General features: G+C 63.5%; 15 protein-coding genes. 3 read left to right on the top strand and 12 right to left on the bottom strand.

Going from position 1 to position 18,420, the window contains the following annotated elements; all coding sequences use genetic code 11:
- Positions 1-129 precede the first annotated feature (129 nt).
- The 3 genes from AC1D1J_RS11595 to AC1D1J_RS11585 form a co-directional block, all read right to left on the bottom strand.
- A complete protein-coding gene (locus AC1D1J_RS11595) occupies positions 130-747 on the bottom strand; it encodes a TetR/AcrR family transcriptional regulator (RefSeq protein WP_477688445.1) in 618 nt (205 codons plus the stop codon).
- 201 nt (positions 748-948) lie between these two features.
- Positions 949-1,308 carry a DUF4148 domain-containing protein gene (locus AC1D1J_RS11590; RefSeq protein ID WP_477688446.1) on the bottom strand — a complete coding sequence of 120 codons (360 nt, stop codon included), beginning with the start codon at positions 1,306-1,308 and terminating at the stop codon, positions 949-951.
- 380 nt (positions 1,309-1,688) lie between these two features.
- Positions 1,689-2,615 (bottom strand): LysR family transcriptional regulator, encoded by a 927-nt coding sequence (locus tag AC1D1J_RS11585; protein WP_477688447.1) that lies wholly within the window; start codon positions 2,613-2,615, stop codon positions 1,689-1,691.
- Positions 2,616-2,821: 206 nt separating this feature from the next.
- Between AC1D1J_RS11585 and AC1D1J_RS11580 the strand changes: the two genes are divergently transcribed.
- Entirely contained in the window at positions 2,822-3,106 is a 285-nt protein-coding gene (locus AC1D1J_RS11580; protein WP_477688448.1) for a DUF4148 domain-containing protein, read from the top strand.
- 144 nt (positions 3,107-3,250) lie between these two features.
- Entirely contained in the window at positions 3,251-4,072 is an 822-nt protein-coding gene (locus AC1D1J_RS11575) for a hypothetical protein (protein WP_477694761.1), read from the top strand.
- Positions 4,073-4,364: 292 nt separating this feature from the next.
- On the opposite strand, the gene AC1D1J_RS11570 is transcribed toward AC1D1J_RS11575, so the two are convergent.
- The 9 genes from AC1D1J_RS11570 to AC1D1J_RS11530 form a co-directional block, all read right to left on the bottom strand.
- Positions 4,365-5,516, bottom strand: a complete 1,152-nt coding sequence (locus tag AC1D1J_RS11570; protein ID WP_477694760.1) for a DUF1513 domain-containing protein — start codon at positions 5,514-5,516, stop codon at positions 4,365-4,367.
- An 8-nt stretch (positions 5,517-5,524) separates the two neighbouring features.
- Complete coding sequence (locus AC1D1J_RS11565) at positions 5,525-6,631, bottom strand: imelysin family protein (protein WP_477694759.1); 1,107 nt, start codon at positions 6,629-6,631, stop codon at positions 5,525-5,527.
- 68 nt (positions 6,632-6,699) lie between these two features.
- Positions 6,700-8,169 (bottom strand): di-heme oxidoreductase family protein, encoded by a 1,470-nt coding sequence (locus AC1D1J_RS11560; RefSeq protein ID WP_477694758.1) that lies wholly within the window; start codon positions 8,167-8,169, stop codon positions 6,700-6,702.
- Positions 8,169-9,374, bottom strand: coding sequence for an imelysin family protein (locus AC1D1J_RS11555; RefSeq protein WP_477694757.1), 1,206 nt, complete (start codon positions 9,372-9,374; stop codon positions 8,169-8,171). Before AC1D1J_RS11555 ends, AC1D1J_RS11560 begins: the two co-directional genes overlap by 1 nt.
- A 117-nt stretch (positions 9,375-9,491) precedes the next feature.
- A complete protein-coding gene (locus AC1D1J_RS11550; protein WP_477694756.1) occupies positions 9,492-10,817 on the bottom strand; it encodes a cation:proton antiporter in 1,326 nt (441 codons plus the stop codon).
- A 252-nt stretch (positions 10,818-11,069) separates the two neighbouring features.
- On the bottom strand, positions 11,070-12,275 hold the full coding sequence (locus AC1D1J_RS11545) for a phospholipase A (RefSeq protein ID WP_477694755.1): 1,206 nt from the start codon (positions 12,273-12,275) through the stop codon (positions 11,070-11,072).
- Between the two features lie 25 nt (positions 12,276-12,300).
- On the bottom strand, positions 12,301-12,687 hold the full coding sequence (locus tag AC1D1J_RS11540; RefSeq protein ID WP_457282668.1) for a hypothetical protein: 387 nt from the start codon (positions 12,685-12,687) through the stop codon (positions 12,301-12,303).
- Positions 12,688-13,095: 408 nt separating this feature from the next.
- On the bottom strand, positions 13,096-15,189 hold the full coding sequence (locus tag AC1D1J_RS11535) for an ATP-dependent helicase (protein ID WP_477694754.1): 2,094 nt from the start codon (positions 15,187-15,189) through the stop codon (positions 13,096-13,098).
- A gap of 270 nt (positions 15,190-15,459) precedes the next feature.
- A complete protein-coding gene (locus AC1D1J_RS11530; protein ID WP_477688457.1) occupies positions 15,460-16,323 on the bottom strand; it encodes an IclR family transcriptional regulator in 864 nt (287 codons plus the stop codon).
- A 541-nt stretch (positions 16,324-16,864) separates the two neighbouring features.
- On the opposite strand from AC1D1J_RS11530, the gene AC1D1J_RS11525 reads away from it, so the two are divergent.
- Positions 16,865-18,403 (top strand): sugar ABC transporter ATP-binding protein, encoded by a 1,539-nt coding sequence (locus tag AC1D1J_RS11525; protein ID WP_477688458.1) that lies wholly within the window; start codon positions 16,865-16,867, stop codon positions 18,401-18,403.
- Positions 18,404-18,420: the final 17 nt, after the last annotated feature.

Here is an 18,420-nt window from a genome sequence, read left to right as displayed (position 1 = left end):
CGGGGAACGGGTCGGCTTGAGGTGCATGACCGAACAGAAGGTCTCATTGGGCTGGCCTTGTGTTGATTTCGAATGATGGTTGTCATATATGTGAGCAAGCGAAAAGGCCGCAGGTACTGTGTCTCGGGTTCAGGCGGAGGCGGGGGCAGCAGCTGGAGTCAGGTGCTTGATGGCGGCCTCGCACAGGCTGTTTGCCAATGTGGGTTCGTCAACCGCGCGGGCCAGCAGCAAGGTGCCGACCATGGTGGCCAGGGTCATCATCGCCCGTTCGTGAGCACCGTGCTGCCCCCAGTCAGGTGACTGGCGGGCGACAAAATCAATCGTTTCTTTGATGTGCCGGGTGGTCGCGCGGCGTATTTCGGGTGTCTGGCGCGCCGTTTCCGATCCCAGCGCCACCAGGGGGCATCCCATTTCAACCTGTTCAAGGTGCTCAGGCGAGAGGTAGCCGCGCACCATGGATTCCAGTGCCCGCCCTGAGGGCACGCCGGCGACCACGCCTGCAGCAATGGCAGCGGCGTCGGCGCAGGCCCGCGTTGCGGCTTCGGCCAGCATGGCCTCGCGGGACGCGAAGTGGGCGTAAAACGCACCATGGGTCAGGCCGGCCTCTTTCATGATGTCGGCCACGCCGGTGCCGCTATAGCCGCTGCGGCGTATTGCCCGCGCGGCCACGGAGACGATACGTTCGTGGGAGGCCTCCTTGGCGGCCGTTCTGGCGTTGATTTTGGTGTTTCGCATGATACTCATCATACATGATTTCGCAACTATGCGTGCCAAGGCAATTTTGATCGCTGATTTGTTGAATGTCCCTCACGCAAAGCGAGGAAGGACAACAGGGAAGGACGGGCCGTGCTGCGCGCAGGCCAACGTCCAGAAAGCCTGGAGGCTTCCTGGACGCTGCAGTGCGATTTAACGGGAGGTGCACACGCCTGGCCGGCGGTGCGGCGCTGCTTAACCCGCGGAGTGTGCCCTGCCGTGTGCGGCAGGCACGTTGAAGTCGTTGGGGTAGGAGTTGTCGATGCTCAGCTTGTAGCCTTCATGCTGTGCCTGCTCCAGTTCGGCGCGGACTTCGGCGCGGGTCTTGGTGCTCGCAACGGGTGCGGCATCGGTTCCGGGATAGCCGCTGTCGCTGTTGACCTGGTACGACGCGCGTGGTGATTGCGCCAACTCTGCGCGGACATCGGCGCGGCTCAAGGTGCTGGCGGCGCTCACTTCATTGCCGGGGTAGTTGCTGTCCTGGGCAAAGCTGTTCGCCGAGGCGAGCGCTGCAAGGGCAAGAACGGATGCGGAAACAAGTTTCGTCGATTTCATGGTGAATTTCCTTTAAGAACAAGTGTGAAAACAGGTGGGACGGGCGTTGTGCCCGTGAGGCCTTCATCGTTGAGTCGCTTTGAATAGGTGGCTCACCGATGTATCAAACCTTGTTCCGCGGCGCAGATACACAAGTGCGTATTGGCAGAACATTCAATTGTCGAAACCGGAACAATAACGGCGTGTAGTCCTGGAACTTTTTGGCGTTCAAAAAGTTCGCCCACGTTTCTTCGCGATTTGTGAGACGTGTTTCACGAAGGGTGAAATGCCATGAACTATGACAGCAACCAGGGCGGCTGCCATTGTTATGTGGGGCCGCGAGCCCGCTTTTCCACACCGGCCGCCCGGGTGAGTGCTTTTGCCGTGCGTCGGCGCAGGTTTTAGTCCTGCCGGGCTTCCATCTTCCTGATCACAGCGCGCGTGTACTCGGTCATGAATTCCAGAAACACACTGGTACGTGTCGGAATGAATTTGCGGCTGGGCAGCGCTGCATAGAGCGTGTTGGTGCCGGTGGTCCAGGGCGACAAAATACGTTGTAGCGCGCCGCTGTTGAGGTGGTTGGCCACCAGGTCGATGGATTGGCTCATGATGCCCGCACCGTCCACACAGGCGCGTATCAGCGTGTCCGAATGGTTCACCAACATGCTGGGCTCGATTTGCACCTCCACTTCGCGATTGTTTTCCTTCGGGTTGAACAAGCGCCAGCTGCGGTGGCGGTTGGCCTGTGCCTTGATGCGCATGCATTGATGATGGGGCAGGTCTTCAGGTTGTGCGGGTGTGCCGTGGCGGCGCAGGTAGTCTGGCGAGGCACAGAGAATGCCGGCGGAAGACGCAATGGGCCGGGCGATGATGTTGGCGTCAAAGGTGTCGGCAGCGCCCAGCAGGGTGAGGTCGTAGTCTTCCACGGGCGGCATCAAGGGAGAGTCCACATAGATATCCAGCACGACCTTGGGGTAGCGCCGCGCGAACTCCGCCACCAGGGGCGCAATCACGTGCACGGCAAATACCGGCGGGGTCAGGATGCGGATGACGCCGGACATTTCCTGCGCATGGGCCTGGGCGGCGGCATGCGCTTCGTCGATGTCATCGAGGATGTGGCGCACCCGTGCCAGGTAGGCCTCGCCGGCATCCGTCAGGGCCAGGCGTCGGGTGGTGCGCTGCAGTAGCCGCACGCCCAGGTGATCTTCCAGGTCGCCGACCAGCCGGGTCACCACGGCGGAAGACATGTCGAATTTGCGCGCGGCCGCCGCAAAACTCCCGTCATCCACCACCTGCTGAAACACACGCATTGATTGAAGCCGGTCCATGGTTTACCCCTAAATTAAGCCATCATTGTTGCTGATTTAACAGCAATGTATTGTTGGAATTGCTATTTTTTGATTGATTTGAATGGAATAAAGTTCATACATCGATGAGCCGAAGCCCACTACAAGGCGACTCACCGAGGCTGGACAGACGGGAAGATGAGCCCGCCATGCCCGGAACGTCACTTAACTTTGAGAGGATATTCATCATGAAATCGAACTTTATCGCCGCTTCCGTTGTTGCTGTTGCCGCCCTGACTTCCGTGGCTGCTTCTGCCCAAACCTTCAACTCCTATCTGTTTGACCAGATGCAGGCGCCCGCGACCAAAACCCGCGCGGAAGTAAAAAGCGACCTGCTGCAGGTCCAAAACGCCGGCTCCGCTTCGAGCTACAACGGCGCCACCGCCCAGCAAAACCTGGGCGCTCCCCGCGCCGAGAAGGCCGGTGCAGCACCCCAGGCTGCTGCTGAAGCTGTGAAGACCAGCCAGCAATAAGCCTTTACGGCGCCGGCGCCTGACCGGTCCCGACGCTTTTCGCCCCGGCAGCCTTTGGCTGCCGGGGCGATTGCATTTGGGCATGCTGGATTCACGCAGGCCGTATACGACAGTATCCGACCGCACTCTAGAATTCCCCTCATCTTGAGAACCTCCAACGCACCTTACGCCTTTGCCTTTGTCGCCGCACAGCTGTTGGCCCTGCCGGGCCTGGGTCTGGCGCTTTACCTTTACACCGTTGGCAATATGGCGGGCAGTGGTGGCTGGCTGCTGGGCGTGTTCGAACTGCTGTTTTCAGGCGTGGTGGTCCTGCCCGCGATGCTGCTGTGCGCGGTGCTCTTGCTGATTGCAGGCCTGTTCTCCCGGCTGCGGCCATGGGCTTGCCTCGTGCTGTTGCTGGTCAATGCGGCCGTGCTGGCTGTTGGCTGGACGATCAGTCCAGCCACCGAAGCCGCCGGGCTGCTGGTCTGGGTCGCCACAGCGCTTTCGGCCGCGGCTGCTGCTGCGCTGGCGTGGCAGGCGTTCTCGCCGGCGACAAGGCCTGAGCGGAACATGCTGTGGGGCCAGCTCCTGCTGGCTGTTGGGCTGGGGATTGGACTTGGGTTGGCAGGCGGAGGCAGTGTCCCTGCTCCGTCACCTGCCGAGCCGGACCCCATGGCAGCGATACCGCCGGAGCGCGTATTCAAGGGATTGCTGGACGGCAAGCCGGTGCACCTCGCAGTGCATGACTGCAAGGTCTACCGCGCGATACCCAAGGCGTCCAAGGAGCCCGGCGAGAACGGCTGGCAGATGGTGCTCGAACCCGATCTCTATCCCTTCTTCACGTATTGCGAACGGCAGTCGCTGCAGGCAGACAACGGTGTCGTCACCGTCACCCTCGGGCGCATCGCCTTCGGTGCAGGGGGCTGCTGCGCCACGGGGGGCACTTACCGTTCCAGGGATGGCGAGCTATGGAAGAAGCTGTGAAGTCCGCCGAATAGGGCGCCGAATAAGCTGCGCTCGAATCGGCAGGGCATGACGTTGCTATAAAAACAATAGCTGCTTGCGCTCGTCCTGCTTGGGTCAAAGCCGTTTTTCGCTTTGAAAATAGCTGTTTTTAGTTGTCCGGGGACGGTAAAAATCCGGAAAAATCCCCGCCAGGATGCGGTTTCAGGGCCTTTTTGTGTGCCAAATGTGCCGGTAGCCCAATAACAACGGGCGCGAGCAGCTATCAAAAATATAGCAATTCATCGATGCCCCCAGCCAACCCAACCGTTATCTAACCCGGCAGAGGCGCCCAGTGGTTGTCCAGCCGCACATTTTTGAGCGCCGGCAAAGCCGTGCGGCCCGCGACGTCGCGCGTCAGCGCGGCGAGCCGTCCGCCGGCCCACAACATGGCGTCAGCCTGTCCCGCGGCCGGAGCCGAAGTGACGGCGCAGGCTTCTTCCAGCGGGAAAAAGCCTGTCCAGCGCCCATCGGCCTGCCATGCGGCCACGCCATTGGCGCGCGGGCAGCCCACGGCAAAACTGCCCGCTGCCCAGGCGATGTCGCCGCCGTAACCGGCCAGCACGCGCCCGTCGGCAGCGGCGCAGGTTTGCAACTTCTGGCCATCAAAAAGCGCCAACACGGGCGCGGCGGTTTTGGCCGGGGTGTCGTCATGCTCGGCCTGCAGCGCGATGCCCAGGACACGCGCCCCGCCCGCCACCGGTGCGCCGCCCCACGCCATGTGCCGCAGGCTCAGGCGCTTGTCGGCCAGTCGCCACTGGCCCAGCAGCGCGCCGCTTCGTGTGTCCAGCCGCACCAGCGATGCGTCCATGCGATCCATGTGAATTTTCAGCCGGCCGGTTTCAGGCAGCGCGGGGATGCCGCCGTTCGCCACGACCAAACTGCCGTCGTCATCCAGCAAAAGTTCATGCGGGTCCATGCCGTGAGTCGGCCACTCGCCAGATTTCTCCAGCGTGGCGGCATCACGCAGGCCGACCAGGCCTTCGCCGGTTTCGAGATTCGTTTCGGTGCTGTAGAGCGTTTTGCCGTCGGGGCTGGCGATCACGTGGCCGTTGAAGGCGCGGTCGGGCTCGGCCCAACCCCAGGCGATGGCCTGGCCGGTGCCGTTGCCTTCGGGCTTCCAGCGCAGCAGCCAGTCGCCCGGCCGGCGGGCCACCGCCAGCAGCGTGCCGCTGCGCTCGACCCACACGCCGTGGGCACGCGTAGGCACGTCGAGTGCGGCGCTGACCTGGAGCGCGGCGCCGCGATAGGCCAGCACACCGACCTGGTAGCCGTGCGCCGCCTCCCAGGCGGCGGCCAGCTGTTGCGGCCGGCTAGTAGCGGTGGCCGCTGCCAGCGCGGGATTGAGCCAGGCGCTGGTGCCAGCCGCTGCCAGTGCCAGCCATTGCCGGCGCCGCAGTGTTGTCAGGGCCTCAGCCTTTTTCATGCAAATTCCTAATCGCCGTCGGCATCTGAAAAGCCGATGCTCACTTCCAGTGCCGGCGCGATGTCGGCTTCGGCGAGTTTCTTCAGGTCGGCCAAGGAACGCCCGGCGCTGCCCATGCCGGCTTTGTTGGCGGGCGATGCGCTTTGCATGGCTTTGTCGGTTTTGTTCACCGCTTGTGCGAGCTGGTTGGCCGGCTCGTTGCGGCCCAGTCCGCGCAAATAGGTTTCCAGCGGCGCCAAGCCGACACCGGGCAAAGGGGCTTCACGCGCCTGCGATGCGCCCAGTGTGCGCAGCGCCTGCCATTGCGCGGCCCAGCGCGCCGCGGTCTGGCCGCTGGCGCTGCGCGCGTAGGCGGCATTGCGGTTGCCTTGCGTCCCGGCCATGCGGGGCTTTTCCATTTCGGCCCAGCGCAGGCGTTCCAGCGCACCGGTCCACTGGTTGACCAGCTCGCTCATCGCCGGCCCATTGCTTTCTTCCGACTCGCCGGGTTGGCGCGCTGCCAGTTCGCTGAAAGCCTTCGCCAGCGTGTCGGCTTCGCGCTGGATGTCGGCGGCCACCTGCACCGCGTAGCGGCAGGCCGGCGTGGCGGGTGCAAACGACGAAACAGGCTGGTTCCACAGCAGCCACTCCAGGGCCGGCAAGCCTTTGGCCGGCGAGCCTATGCTTTCCATGGCCGTGGCATCTTGCGGCGCTGACTGAATCGCCCGCTTGATGAGCTCGGGCCGCGCCGGCGAAAAGTCGATCTGCCGCGCCGAGCGCCGCTGCACCAGCGGGCCGATTTGCACGCCGCTCAGGCGGTCCCAGGCGAGCGCAGTGGTTTTCCAGCGCTCTTTGGCTTGCTCCAGCTTTGCGGGTGCGGTGGTGGCGGTTGCGTCGCACACGGCTTGCATTGCCGCAGGCAAGCCGCCGGCCTGCTCGGCAAACGCGGTGGCTTGCGGCGCATACCAGAAGCGATGGATGCCGCGCATGAAATCACCCGCCGTGTAAAACGGCACGGCAACGTTGGGTGCGACCACTTGCGCCTGCGCCGTGCCGTCGGCCAGCAGCAGCGCGGCGGCGATGGCCGGCACGGCCTTGCGCCAGGCCGGCTGCAACAAAGAGGTGAGGGAATTCATCGGGCTGCTCCCTTGTGTGGGTTGTCGCTTGCGATGCCTGGGTCAGGCACTCGATACCTTCATGGCACTCATAGCGATTCGAGGAATTTCACCAGCGCGGCGCGTTCCTGCGCATTCATCCGCAGGACTTTGTCCTTGCTGGCTTTGGCCTCGCCGTCGTGCCAGAGCACGGCTTCCAGCGCACCGCGCGCGCGGCCGTCGTGCAGCAGGCGGTTGTGGCCGTTCACGTCGGGCACCAGGCCGATGCCCCACAGCGGCGGCGTGCGCCATTGGCGGCCATCGGCCAGGAAGTCGGGCCGGCCATCGGCCAGGCCTTCGCCCATGTCGTGCAGCAGCAGGTCGGTGTAGGGCCAGATGGTCTGGCCCTGCACGGCCTTGCTGCCCAGCCGCGGAAACGGGCTTTCACCGGTGACGTAGCTCGGGCGGTGGCAGGCGGCGCACTGTGCTTCGGCAAACAGTTTCTGGCCGCGCACCACCTGGGCATCGCGCGGATTGCGGCGCGCCGCCGGTGCCAGTGTGGTTTCATAAAACACCACGTCGTTGAATGTTTTTTCGTCAATCTCGCTGGCCTTGCCCTGTGCGCCGCGCGGCGCCGCCAGGCAGTCTTTCTGGGCGGCTGTGCAGGTCTCTTTCGGAAAGACCGGCGAGGTGATGCCCATGTCGCCGAGGAAGGCGCCCGCGGTCTGGTGCGCCAGGGTGGCGACGTTGGCCTTCCAGCCGAAGCGGCCTGTGCGCATCTGCTGCGTCGGCGCGTCCCACACCTGGTTGACGACGCCGCGCACCGGGCTGTCAGATGCGGCCTGCTCGCGCGCATTGCGCAGGATTTCCGCTTCGGGAATCGCTTCGAGCAAACCCACGCCGGCCATCTGCGGCGCGATGCGCGGGCTCACCATCACATCTTTGACCATGGGGCCGTAGTGGAGTTTGCTGAAACCGTAGCGGGGCTTTTGCAGCTGGTAGGGGGTGCCGTCGGCGAACTTGCCGCGCACCACGTCGTAGCGCAGGGATATCTGTCCCTCTGGCATCACGCCCTGTACCGCGAAATTGGAAAACTGGTCGCCGTACACCGGGTCGGGCATGGGGCCGCCGTGCGCGTCCTTGCCCGGCACCGACAGGCGCAGCAGCAGGCCGACCGGCTGGTCGGCCAGGCCGCGGTTGAAGTCGGGCGGTGCGCCGCGCCCGTCCTGCACATGGCAGCCGCCACAGGAGCGGGCGATGAAGTGCGGGCCCAGGCCGTCACGCGCGGTGGTGGAGGACGGCGCCTGCACCCAGTTGCGCTTGAAGAAAGAATTGCCGATGACAAACCGCGTGCGTTCCTCATCGCCCAGGTTGGCCAGCGGAAATGAAAACGCGTTGTGGCCGGTGGCAAACACCGTGGTGTCGCCGCCGGTTTTCTCGTCGTCGGGCGCCGTGCCGGCTTGCGCACCCGGCCCTGCCGACGCCCAGAAGGCCAGCCCTGCCAGTCCCGCTGCGGCCACGCAGGCAAGCACTGCACGCGCAGGGCGCGTGACCATCCGGGACGACGCGGCCTTGGCCATTAAGGTTTGACCAGCGTCAGCTTGGTGATGCCGGCGGCGTTGGCGGCTTCCACCAGGTCCTTGCTTTGCTGCACCAGGCTGTCGACGGTTTTTTGCACGCGCAGCCGGCCGGGTGCGTCTTTGGCGCCGACGATTTCGCGGTCAAACGGCGCCTGGATGCCTTCGGCGGCGGCGACGGATGCGGCGATCTGCTTGGTGGTGCGGTCTGCCAGCGCCGGGTTTTTCACCGCCACCAGGTCACGCAGCGACGGGCCGGCCAGCGTCGTGCCGTCGGCGCGCTTGTACTGGCCCAGCCAGGCGTTCTGGATGCCTTTGGCATTGTTCACCACGTCGCGGTGCGTGTTGTCGGAAAAGCACGAGTGCTCATCTTCCTGGTCCTGGCTGGCCAGGGCGACTTCGAGGCGCTCACCGGCGAGTTCACCGCGCGAGAGCGAACCCAGGCCGACAAAAATCTTGCGCACCGACTCCATGCCGCCGCGCTCGAACTTCGCGCGGTAAGAAGTCGATGTGGGCGCCCAGGCTTTGGTGAGGGTGCCGAGGTCGTCGACCAGCAGTTCGGTCACTACCTTGAGGTATTGGCGGCGGCGGTCGGCGTTGGGTTTCTTGCCGTCCACAAAATCTTCAAACGAACGGTTGCCCGTGCCGGTGGTGCTCAGGTCCTGGCCCCACAGCAAAAATTCAATCGCGTGCCAGCCGGTGGCGATGTTTTCTTCGCCGTTGCGCTCGTTCAGGCTGGCCAGCCGTTTTTTGTTGATCACGGCCTTGCGGTTGTTGATGATGCCGGCGTTGGGCGCGTCCTTCACGTAGTCGACATAGGACTCGTCCATGGGCCAGGCATTGATGCGGCCTTCAGGGCCGTTTTTGTCATCGATCGGGCCGCCGTAAAAACGGAAGGCCTCGGTCTGGCCGTAATACTCGCGCGCGTCCAGCCAGGCCTTGCGCGCGGCCTTGAGGCCGTCGTCCGAAGGCGCGTCGGTAAAAGCCTGCACGGCTTTTTGCAGGATGAGCATGCTGGCCAGCGTGTCGTCATAGTTTGATTGCACCAGGTGGGCGTAATGCTTTGCCACGGCGGCCGCCGTGGTGGCTGGTGCCGCCACTGTGCCAGGCGCGGTACCGGCCGCCGTTGCTGCGGGCTGGGCCATGGCGGGCACTGCAAGCAGGGCCACCAGGGCGGCAAGGATGGCGGGTTTCATTGCTGGTTTCATGACGACTCCTGTGTCTTTGTTAATCGGTCAAAGCGCGATTATACAAATGAGAATCGTTATCGTTATCAATAAGGTGACATTCTGTGAGGCTGTGCGGGATGCACACCGGCCGTTTTCTCAGGGCCTGCGTTGCTTGCCCGGTTTGCGCGCCTCATAGCGTTTCATCAGTGGCGTGACAGAAATGCCGTGGGCAATCACCGAGGCGACGACCACCGCGAGCGTGATGGAAAGCAGCCGCTGCGCGAGCGCGGGCGGGAGGTGGTGGTTGATGGCGTAGAGCAGGTAATACAGCGAGCCGATGCCGCGAATGCCGAACCAGGCCATCAGGCGGCGCTGGGAACCCCTGACCGGGGTTCCCAGCAGCCCGATAAAAACCGCCGCCGGCCGGATCACCAGGAACAGTGCCGGGATAAACCACAGCACTTCAGTGCGAAAGCGTGTGGTGGCGACCAGCACGCCCACGGCCAGCACGATGGCGACTTCCACGAAGCTTTCCAGCTGGCTGTTAAAGCGCTCTACTGCGCGCATCATGTGGGCGGGCGCTTCTGCGCCCGAGGCTTCCTGGTCATCGGGGCTCAGCGTTTCGTCGGGCGCGGCCGCTGCCTGGGGTACGGGCCGCGCATCGGGCTCGTCGATGCGGCGCAGCGCCAGGCCCGCCGCAAACACCGCCAGGAAGCCGTAAGTCTGAAAGAGCAGCGCCAGGCCGTACGTCAACCCGATGAGTCCCAGCGCGATGAATTCGTCCGAGCCCAGTGCTTCGCGGTGGCGCATGCGCAGGTAGAGGATGGCGCGGCCCACCAGCGTGCCCAGCAGCCAGCCCAGGGCGAGACCGCCGGCCACGGCCCACAGCACGTCGACGGCCCACCAGCGCCAGCCGCCTTCGCCGAGTTCGTGCAGGCCCAGCAGGCCCAGCCCGAGCATCACAAATGGAAATGCGGTGCCGTCGTTCAGCCCGCCTTCACCGGTGAGGCCGAAACGCAGTCGGTCGCGGTCGCCCGGGTTGGCCACCTGCACGTCGGAGGCCAGCACCGGGTCGGTCGGCGCGAGGATGGCGCCCAGCAGCACCGCGGCGCCCACGGGCAGATCCAGCACATAAACGCCCAGTGCGGTGATGGCGGCCACGGTGACCACCATCGACACGGTTGCGAGTTGCACCGGAATCCGCCAGCGGCCATCCCGCACGCGGAACTCGAGCTTCATGCCGGCGGTGAACAGCGAAATCAGTACTGCCACCTCCGTGAGGCGCTCCAGCAGCACCGTGTTCTTGAGGGCGTCGAGTTTGAGCAGCCCCAGCCCGACGGGACTGATCGCCACGCCGACGCCGAGGTAGAGCATGGCGGCGCTCAGCGGAAGCCGTGCAATGAAAGAGCCGCCCAGGGTCATGGCAATCAGTAGCGCACCGGCCACGATGCAGGCCAGCGTGAAGGTGGTGGGCTCGGTCATGGCGCAGCCGGTGCGCGCAGTGACAGGCACGCGCAAGAACCGGTGGAGATGGCGACGAGGGGCATCCGCACAGCTTAAAGCAAGGCGGCGCGCAGGTGGCTGTTCGCGGCCGCGGCCCGCATGCGGCTGCGGGAGTGCCGGGTGCACTTCAGGATTTAAGCGAAAAAGCTCTCAGAGCCAATACAATCGGGCGCTAGTAGCTATAAAAAATATAGCAGATGAGCCTGCGGCTGCCGCCGCAACTCGGCGGAATTACCAGTCCACCAGGCTCAGGCCGATGCTCAGAACATTGCGCTTTCGGTTGTAGTCCACGAGGCTGTCACCGTAGCCGCTGAAAAGCTGCACGTGATAACGCAGGCCGGTGTAGTTGGGCGACGAGGCCGGCGCCATCATCCAGTCAAACCGGGCCGAGCCGCGGGCTTCCTTGCGCAGCGAGTGGCGCAGCGTGACGCCCACCGTGTTGGCCTTGTTGATCTGCCAGCTGCCCGTGACTTCCGCGCGGCCCACATAGTTTTCGATGCCGGGGTTGTCGTCATTGCCCGAGGACTCCCTGAGCCGGTCCCAGATGCGCCCCTGCAGGATCAGGCCCGAGTCCTGGCCCAATGTTTTCTCGGCGGCGCCCATCAGGTAGACGCGGTTCCAGCTGCGCGACAGCGGCAGCGACTGGCCGTTGGACTGGTGCACCAGCCCCAGGCCCGAGAGCCGGTAGTTCCAGCCACCGGCCAAAGGGATCTGGTGCGGGTAGATGTAGATCACCTCGGGCTCGTGGTCGGTGGTGCGAAACGGCCGCGAGATGCTGCCGTTGAACAGTTGCCAATAGCTTTGCTGCGTGTAGCCGAACCATACCGAGTCATGGTCGTCGTCGTCGTTGTCGCCGCTTTTCAGCAGGCCTTTGGCGACCTTGGTGCGCACCGACAGCTGGATCTTGTTTTCAGTGCGCATATAGGGCACAGAGGTCAGCGCGGTATGCCCGGCGGAGGGTGATGAGGGTTGCGTGTTCACGCTGTCGGCGGTGGAGACGGCCAGCGTGATCGGCCGGTAGCCGCGCAGCGAGAACGTGTCGCAGTCGGTGCCGCGCTGCAGTTCCCAGAAGCGGGACAGTTCCGAGTACCTGGTGTTTTTGCAGCCGATCGGCTTGCCGTCCGGCGCTTCGGTGTTCAGTGATGGCAACAGCAGCACCGGAGTAGCCGGCTGGCCGGTCTGGGCATTGGCCGGCGCTGTGGTCAGGCTGGGTGCGGGCGTGTTGGCGGGCGTTTGCGCATCGGCCCATTGCTGGAAGCAGGTGAGCTGCGCCGCAGGGTCGCCCTTCATGGCCTGGCAGGTTTGCCAGCCTGTGCTGGATGGACGGTTTGCCGGCGCGGCCTGTGCATGTGCCGCGGCCGTGGCGCCAAGACCCAGGAGGGCCAGAAGCACCGTGCAAAGCGATGCAGCAGCAGGATTGAGAGATTTCAGTGGCATGGCTCGGTCTTGAAAATTGCGCTGTTTAGGGCAGCCGGGTCAGCGTAAAAGGCACATCGGGTGCATTGTCGGGGGCGCTGCTGCTGGTGTCTTTCCAGGTGCCCTTGAAGGCCTTGCCGCAAGACCCTTCAACCATTTCACCGTTCCAGGTGCCGGTGATGCTGACATTGTCGGAGGATTCGTCGAGCAGCAACATGCCACCCTCCAGGTCACCGGCCAATGCGGCCTTGGCCGCATGTCCTGCAATGGCTTTGGAGCCAACGGCCGGACCCAGGTCGCGGCTCACGATGCCGGCCAGGCTTTCGGCGAATTCGGCATGCCGTTCCAGCAGCATGGTGGCGCGGGCCGGCAAGCCGGCAGGTGGGCGGTCAAAACGCACGGCCCACAGGCCATGGAGTTGTGCGGCTTTCATCTCCGTGGCGGCCGGGCACGCGGCGTCGGGTTTCGTTTGGGCCGTAGCACTAGCGGATATTGCGCAAGCGGCGATTAAAAAAAGAGCGCGTCGAAGAAAAAGCAAAGTCATGAACAAGTGAGTGCACGGCCTGGCCGTGCGGTACGGGCTGTAGCAAGGCAGCAAGGCGGACGGAGCGGCCAAGGCTGCAGTGCAGGGGGTGAAACGGAAAACTCGGGCACGCGAGTGCGGGGTTGATGCAACGCGCAGGCCGTGGAGCTTGCGCACTATCTCATGAATAGATCTCAATCAGGTAAAGCACCGGTAAAAACCCGCGGCCTGAAACGGTTTGTAACCACAGCACTGAAAACGCCTTCATGCGGCCCGGCACCTGATCTCGCGCCGAATTAACCACGGAACAGGGCTGCGCTAGCGCGTCTCTGCCGCCGCTGCTGCCGCCGCAATCCCGTCCGCTGACTTCTTCGCAAACTCCGCACGCAGGGCCTTGAGCTTTTCTCGCGGGTCTTCTTTCACCGTGGCCTTGTCCAGCGCCATCTCGGCGATGAAGCGGCTGGGCGCGCCGGGAATCATGTCGCGGCCCTTCTTGCGTTTGCGCAGCCAGTTCACAGCCAGCGTGCGTTGCGCGCGGGTGATGCCCACGTACATCAGGCGGCGCTCTTCCTGCAGGCGCAATGCGATGCTGTCGGTGTTGACGCCGTCATCGTCTTCCAGCTTGAAGGGCAGCAGGCCTTCGTTCACGCCGGCCAGTACCACGTGTGGCCATTCCAGGCCTTTGGCGGCGTGCAGGGTTGAAAGGGTGACCACGTTCTGGTCGCCTTCGCGTTCGCTGATGGTGGAAAGCAGCGCAATGGTCTGCACCACTTCGAGCATGGTTTTGGTCTCGGCGGCCACCACGGCGCCTGAGGCGTCGTCGATCTGCCCACCGCAGCGCTGGGCCACCCAGTCGCAGAAATCCATCACATTGGTCCAGCGCGCGGCCGCGAGTTTTTCGCTGTCTTCACCGTCGTAGAGGTGCTTCTCGTAGTCGATTTCCTTGAGCCAGTCGTTCAGGAAAACGCGCGCGTCTTCCGCGCCCACAGTGCGCTTGGCGCGGTATTCGAGGTCGTTGAGGTAGCGGCCAAACTCATGCAGCGAACCGACCGCCTTGGCCGGCAGCACCGAGCCCAGCGAGTTGCTGAAGAGCGCCTCGAAAAGGCTTTGCTTCGACTGGCTCGCGAAGGTGCCGAGTGCGCCCAGCGTGGTGTGGCCGATGCCGCGCTTGGGTGTGGTCACCGCGCGCATGAACGCCGGGTCGTCGTTGTTGTTGACCAGCAGCCGCATCCAGCAGCACAGGTCCTTGATTTCAGCACGGTCGAAAAAACTCTGGCCGCCCGAAACTTTGTACGGAATGTTGGCTTTGCGAAAGGCCTTCTCAAAAGGCTTGGCCAGATGGTTGGCGCGGTACAGCACGCAAAAATCTTTCCACTCCTTGTACTGCCCGCCTTCTGCCTGCAAGCTGCCTTCGGCGCGCAGGCTCTGGATGCGGGCCACCACGCGTTCGGCTTCGTGCTCTTCGCTGTCGCAATCGATCACGCGCACCGGCTCGCCTTCGCCGAGCTCGCTGAACAGCGTCTTGGGAAACAGCTTGGGGTTGGGGCCGATCACGTTGTTGGCCGCGCGCAGGATGGCGCTGGTGGAGCGGTAGTTCTGCTCGAGCTTTACGACCTTGAGGTTGGGGTAGTCCTGCGGCAGCTTTTTCAGGTTGTCCAGCGTGGCGCCGCGCCAGCCGTAAATCGACTGGTCGTCGTCGCCCACGGCGGTGAAGCGCCCACGCGGGCCCACCAGCAGTTTGAGCATTTCGTACTGCGTGGCGTTGGTGTCCTGGTATTCGTCGACCAGCACATGGCCCAGCGACTGCTGCCATTTTTCGCGCACGCTGTCGTGCTCGCGCAGCAGCTTGAGCGGCAGGCCGACCAGGTCGTCGAAGTCGACGCTCTGGTAGGCGGTCAGGCGCTCTTCGTAGTGCGCCATGACGCGGGCAATGGCACGCTCTTCGTCGCCATTGGCCTGCGCCAGGGCTTCGGCTGCGTTGAGGCCCATGTTCTTCCACAGGCTGATGGTCCATTGCCATTGCCGCGCCGTGGCCGCATCGGTGCTGCCGCCAGCGTCCTTGATGATGCTGGTCACGTCATCGCTGTCGAGAATCGAGAACTGGGGTTTGAGGCCCAGCGCCGCGCCGTCCTGGCGCAGCATGCGCACGCCCAGTGCGTGGAAGGTGCAGACCAGCACGCCCTTGGCGCTTTTGCCGATCAGCGCCTTGGCCCGCTCGCGCATTTCAGCGGCGGCCTTGTTGGTGAAGGTGATCGCGGCAATCTGTTCGGGCCTGAGCCCTGACTGGATCAGCCGGCCTATCTTGTGCGTGATCACCCGCGTCTTGCCTGAACCGGCGCCCGCCAGTACCAGGCAGGGACCATGCAGGTAGTTCACGGCTTCTTGTTGGGCGAGGTTCAGGCCGTGGGTCATGAAAAAGAATCGGTTCCAGGGGAAAAATGCGCGGGACCGGCCTTGTCAGGTACTGCCGGTGAACGGCAAATCATAGCGGCTGCCCTTTTTGGCGCCTGCAGCGCAGGCCGGGACCGCGCAGCAGGTTTCATGCCGGTCGGTCTGGCCGGGTGAAAAACCGCAGCCGAACGGAACCGGCTTCAACTGCGGATTCAGGCAATAAAAGCCTGCAGGGTAATGCATGCCAGCGCAAGCAGCTATCAAATTAGTAGCGATCGATCTGGCTCGGCTTCATGCGTTCCGGCTCGCCGGGGCGAACCCACCCTGCGTCAACGACAGTGCCTGGGCTGCCTGCTGCAGCAGCAGGCGCACGGTTTTCTGGTCGGGGCCGACGTGGCGGTCTATGCGCCGCACGTATGGGCAGGTCAACGCGGCCAGGGCGCTGTGGTCGGGCCCGAAGATGGGGCAGGAAATATCGGCCACGCCGAAAGACTGCAGACTGTCGCGCTCGAAATAGCCTTGCTCCCGGATGACACCGAGGGCGGCAACCAATGCATCGGACCCTATCGGCACTTCGCCTTCGAGTGCGGTGTGTTGGGCCAGCATTTGCTGAGCCTGGCTGGCATCCGCGAAAGCCAGCAATACCCGGCCCGAAGCGGTATCGACCAGCCCGACATGCACGCCCACGCGGATCGTCATGCTCCAGGTGCCGGGGCCGTTGACCTGCGCGGTGATCAGCACGTTGCCCTGGTCATAGACGCCCATGTGGCAGGCCTGCTCAGCCTTGTGCGCAAAGGCCTCCATGATGGGAATGGCCTGGGTCACCAGCCGGTTGAGCGGTGGATGCATGTGCGCCAGCGTGAAGAGTTTCAGGCTCAGCGAATAGCGGTCGCCCGAGAGCGAACGCATGACATATTGCCGTGCCACCAACCGCTCCAGCATGCGGTAGATCTCGCTCGCGTTGCGGTCCATTTCCTTGACGATCTCCGCGCGCGTCAGGCCCTGCGGCTGGCGAGCCAGCAACTCAAGGATGTCCAGGCCCTTGTCAAGCGCCGGTGCTCTGTAGCGGTCGTCGGCAAGAGGCGGGGATGCGGTGGCGCCAGCGTCGTTCGGGTTGTGGTCATTCGTCGGGAGAACGGAATATTTTTGTGTCATGGCGGCAGGGTGGGTGAGGTCAGAAGCATTGCAATTTTGATATGTAACGCAGCGCTCCTGATATGGCACGCGGCGCTCGCGAAGACTTTCGCCTTCATTGTTTTAGATTTATTTACTTTTGCACTTAATGTTCATCAATAAATTAAATCCTGACCTAGGGAAAGTCCGGAGCTTGGAAAGATGAGCAAATTTCTATGATTCACACCGCTTCGATCCATAAGTGAATAGATTGTTCATCAATGAACCATTTGTAACAATAAGTTTCCTGATTTTGGTGCCTTCGCCTCATTGAACGGTTCCGTCAACGCAAAAAGGTTTTTGTCATGCACCCAGGAAGTTTGGAAGGAAAAACAGTATCGATCTGCGCGGCCGCCCAAGGCGTCGGCCTGGCCCGTACACCGGTTTGCCGGGCCCCGGGTGATTCCGGGCGTTGCTGCAGCGCCTGGTTGGGGCGCACTCCGGGCCAGTCGGCGGGCCGTCTGGCCACGGTCAACGACATCGCGCCGATCTGAGCAAGCACCGCGCCAGCCCGGAACCGCCCATGACACCTCTTGTGAGCATCAGCAACCTGTGCAAATCCTTTCCGGGAGTGCGCGCATTGCACAACGCCCGGCTTGAGATTGCTGCAGGCGAGGTGCACGCGCTGATGGGTGAGAACGGCGCCGGGAAATCGACCCTGATGAAGATACTGGCCGGGGTCTACCAGAAGGATGCGGGCGAGATCAGCATCGACGGTCAGGCGGTCGAGATTGCCAGCCCGCGCGCTGCCCAGGCACTGGGTATCGGCATCATCCACCAGGAACTCAACCTGATGAGCCATCTGAGCGTGGCGCAGAACATCTTCATCGGACGCGAGCCGATCGGGCGGCTTGGGCTGTTCATCGATACCGAGAAGATGGCCCGCGACACGAAAGCGATTTTCGACCGCCTGAACCTGAACCTGGAACCGCACACGCTGGTCTGCGACCTGACAGTGGCGCGCCAGCAGATGGTCGAGATTGCCAAGGCGCTGTCGTTCGACTCGCGCGTGCTGATCATGGATGAGCCCACTGCCGCGCTGAACAATGCCGAAATCGACGACTTGTTCCGCATCATCGGCCAGCTCAAGCGCCATGGCGTTGGCATCGTGTACATCTCGCACAAGATGGACGAGCTCAAGCGCATCTCGGACCGCGTGACGGTGATGCGCGACGGCCAGTACATCGGCACCGTGCCGACTGCCACCACCAGCATGGACACCATCATCGGCATGATGGTCGGGCGCGCGCTGCTTGAAGACGAGAGGCCGCCGGCAACCGGTCAGGGCCGGGAGACCGTGCTGGAGGTGCGCGGGCTCAATCGCGGCCGTACGATCAAGGATGTCAGTTTCACCGTGCGCAAGGGCGAAATCCTCGGGTTTGCCGGCCTGATGGGCGCGGGCCGGACCGAAGTGGCGCGTGCCGTGTTCGGCGCCGACAAAAGGGATTCAGGGGAGATCTGGGTCAGGGGCCGCCAGATCGGGGTGCATAGCCCGGCCGACGCGGTTGAGCACGGCATCGGCTACCTGTCGGAAGACCGCAAGCACTTCGGTCTGGCCACCGGCATGGATGTGCAGACCAACATTGTGCTGTCGAGCCTGCGGCGGTTCTTGAGCTTCGGGTTTCTTCTCAAACCCGCTGCCATACAGGACACGGCTGCAAAGCTGATCGCGCAACTGGGCATCAAGACCCCAAGCGCGCTGCAGAAAGTGGCGCTGCTGTCGGGGGGTAACCAGCAAAAAATCGTCGTCGCCAAATGGCTGGTGCGCGACTGCGAGATCCTGTTTTTTGACGAGCCTACGCGCGGCATTGACGTGGGCGCCAAGAGCGAAATCTACAAGCTGCTCAATGCGCTGGCGGCCCAGGGCCGTGCCATCGTGATGATCTCCTCCGAACTGCCCGAGGTGCTGCGGCTGAGCCACCGCATCGTGGTGATGTGTGAGGGCCGCATCACGGGCGAGCTGGCGGCACGGGATGCGACCCAGGAAAAAATCATGCAGCTCGCCACCCAGCGCGAAGCCCCGGCTGCCGTTTCCGGCATGGTTGCCGCTGTTGCATTCTAAAAAAACACCGGAACCAT

Source organism: Polaromonas sp. P1_F8 (assembly GCF_056405635.1).
The sequence above is the reverse complement of the archived record's forward strand: the minus strand, read 5'-3'. Positions and strand labels throughout refer to the sequence as shown.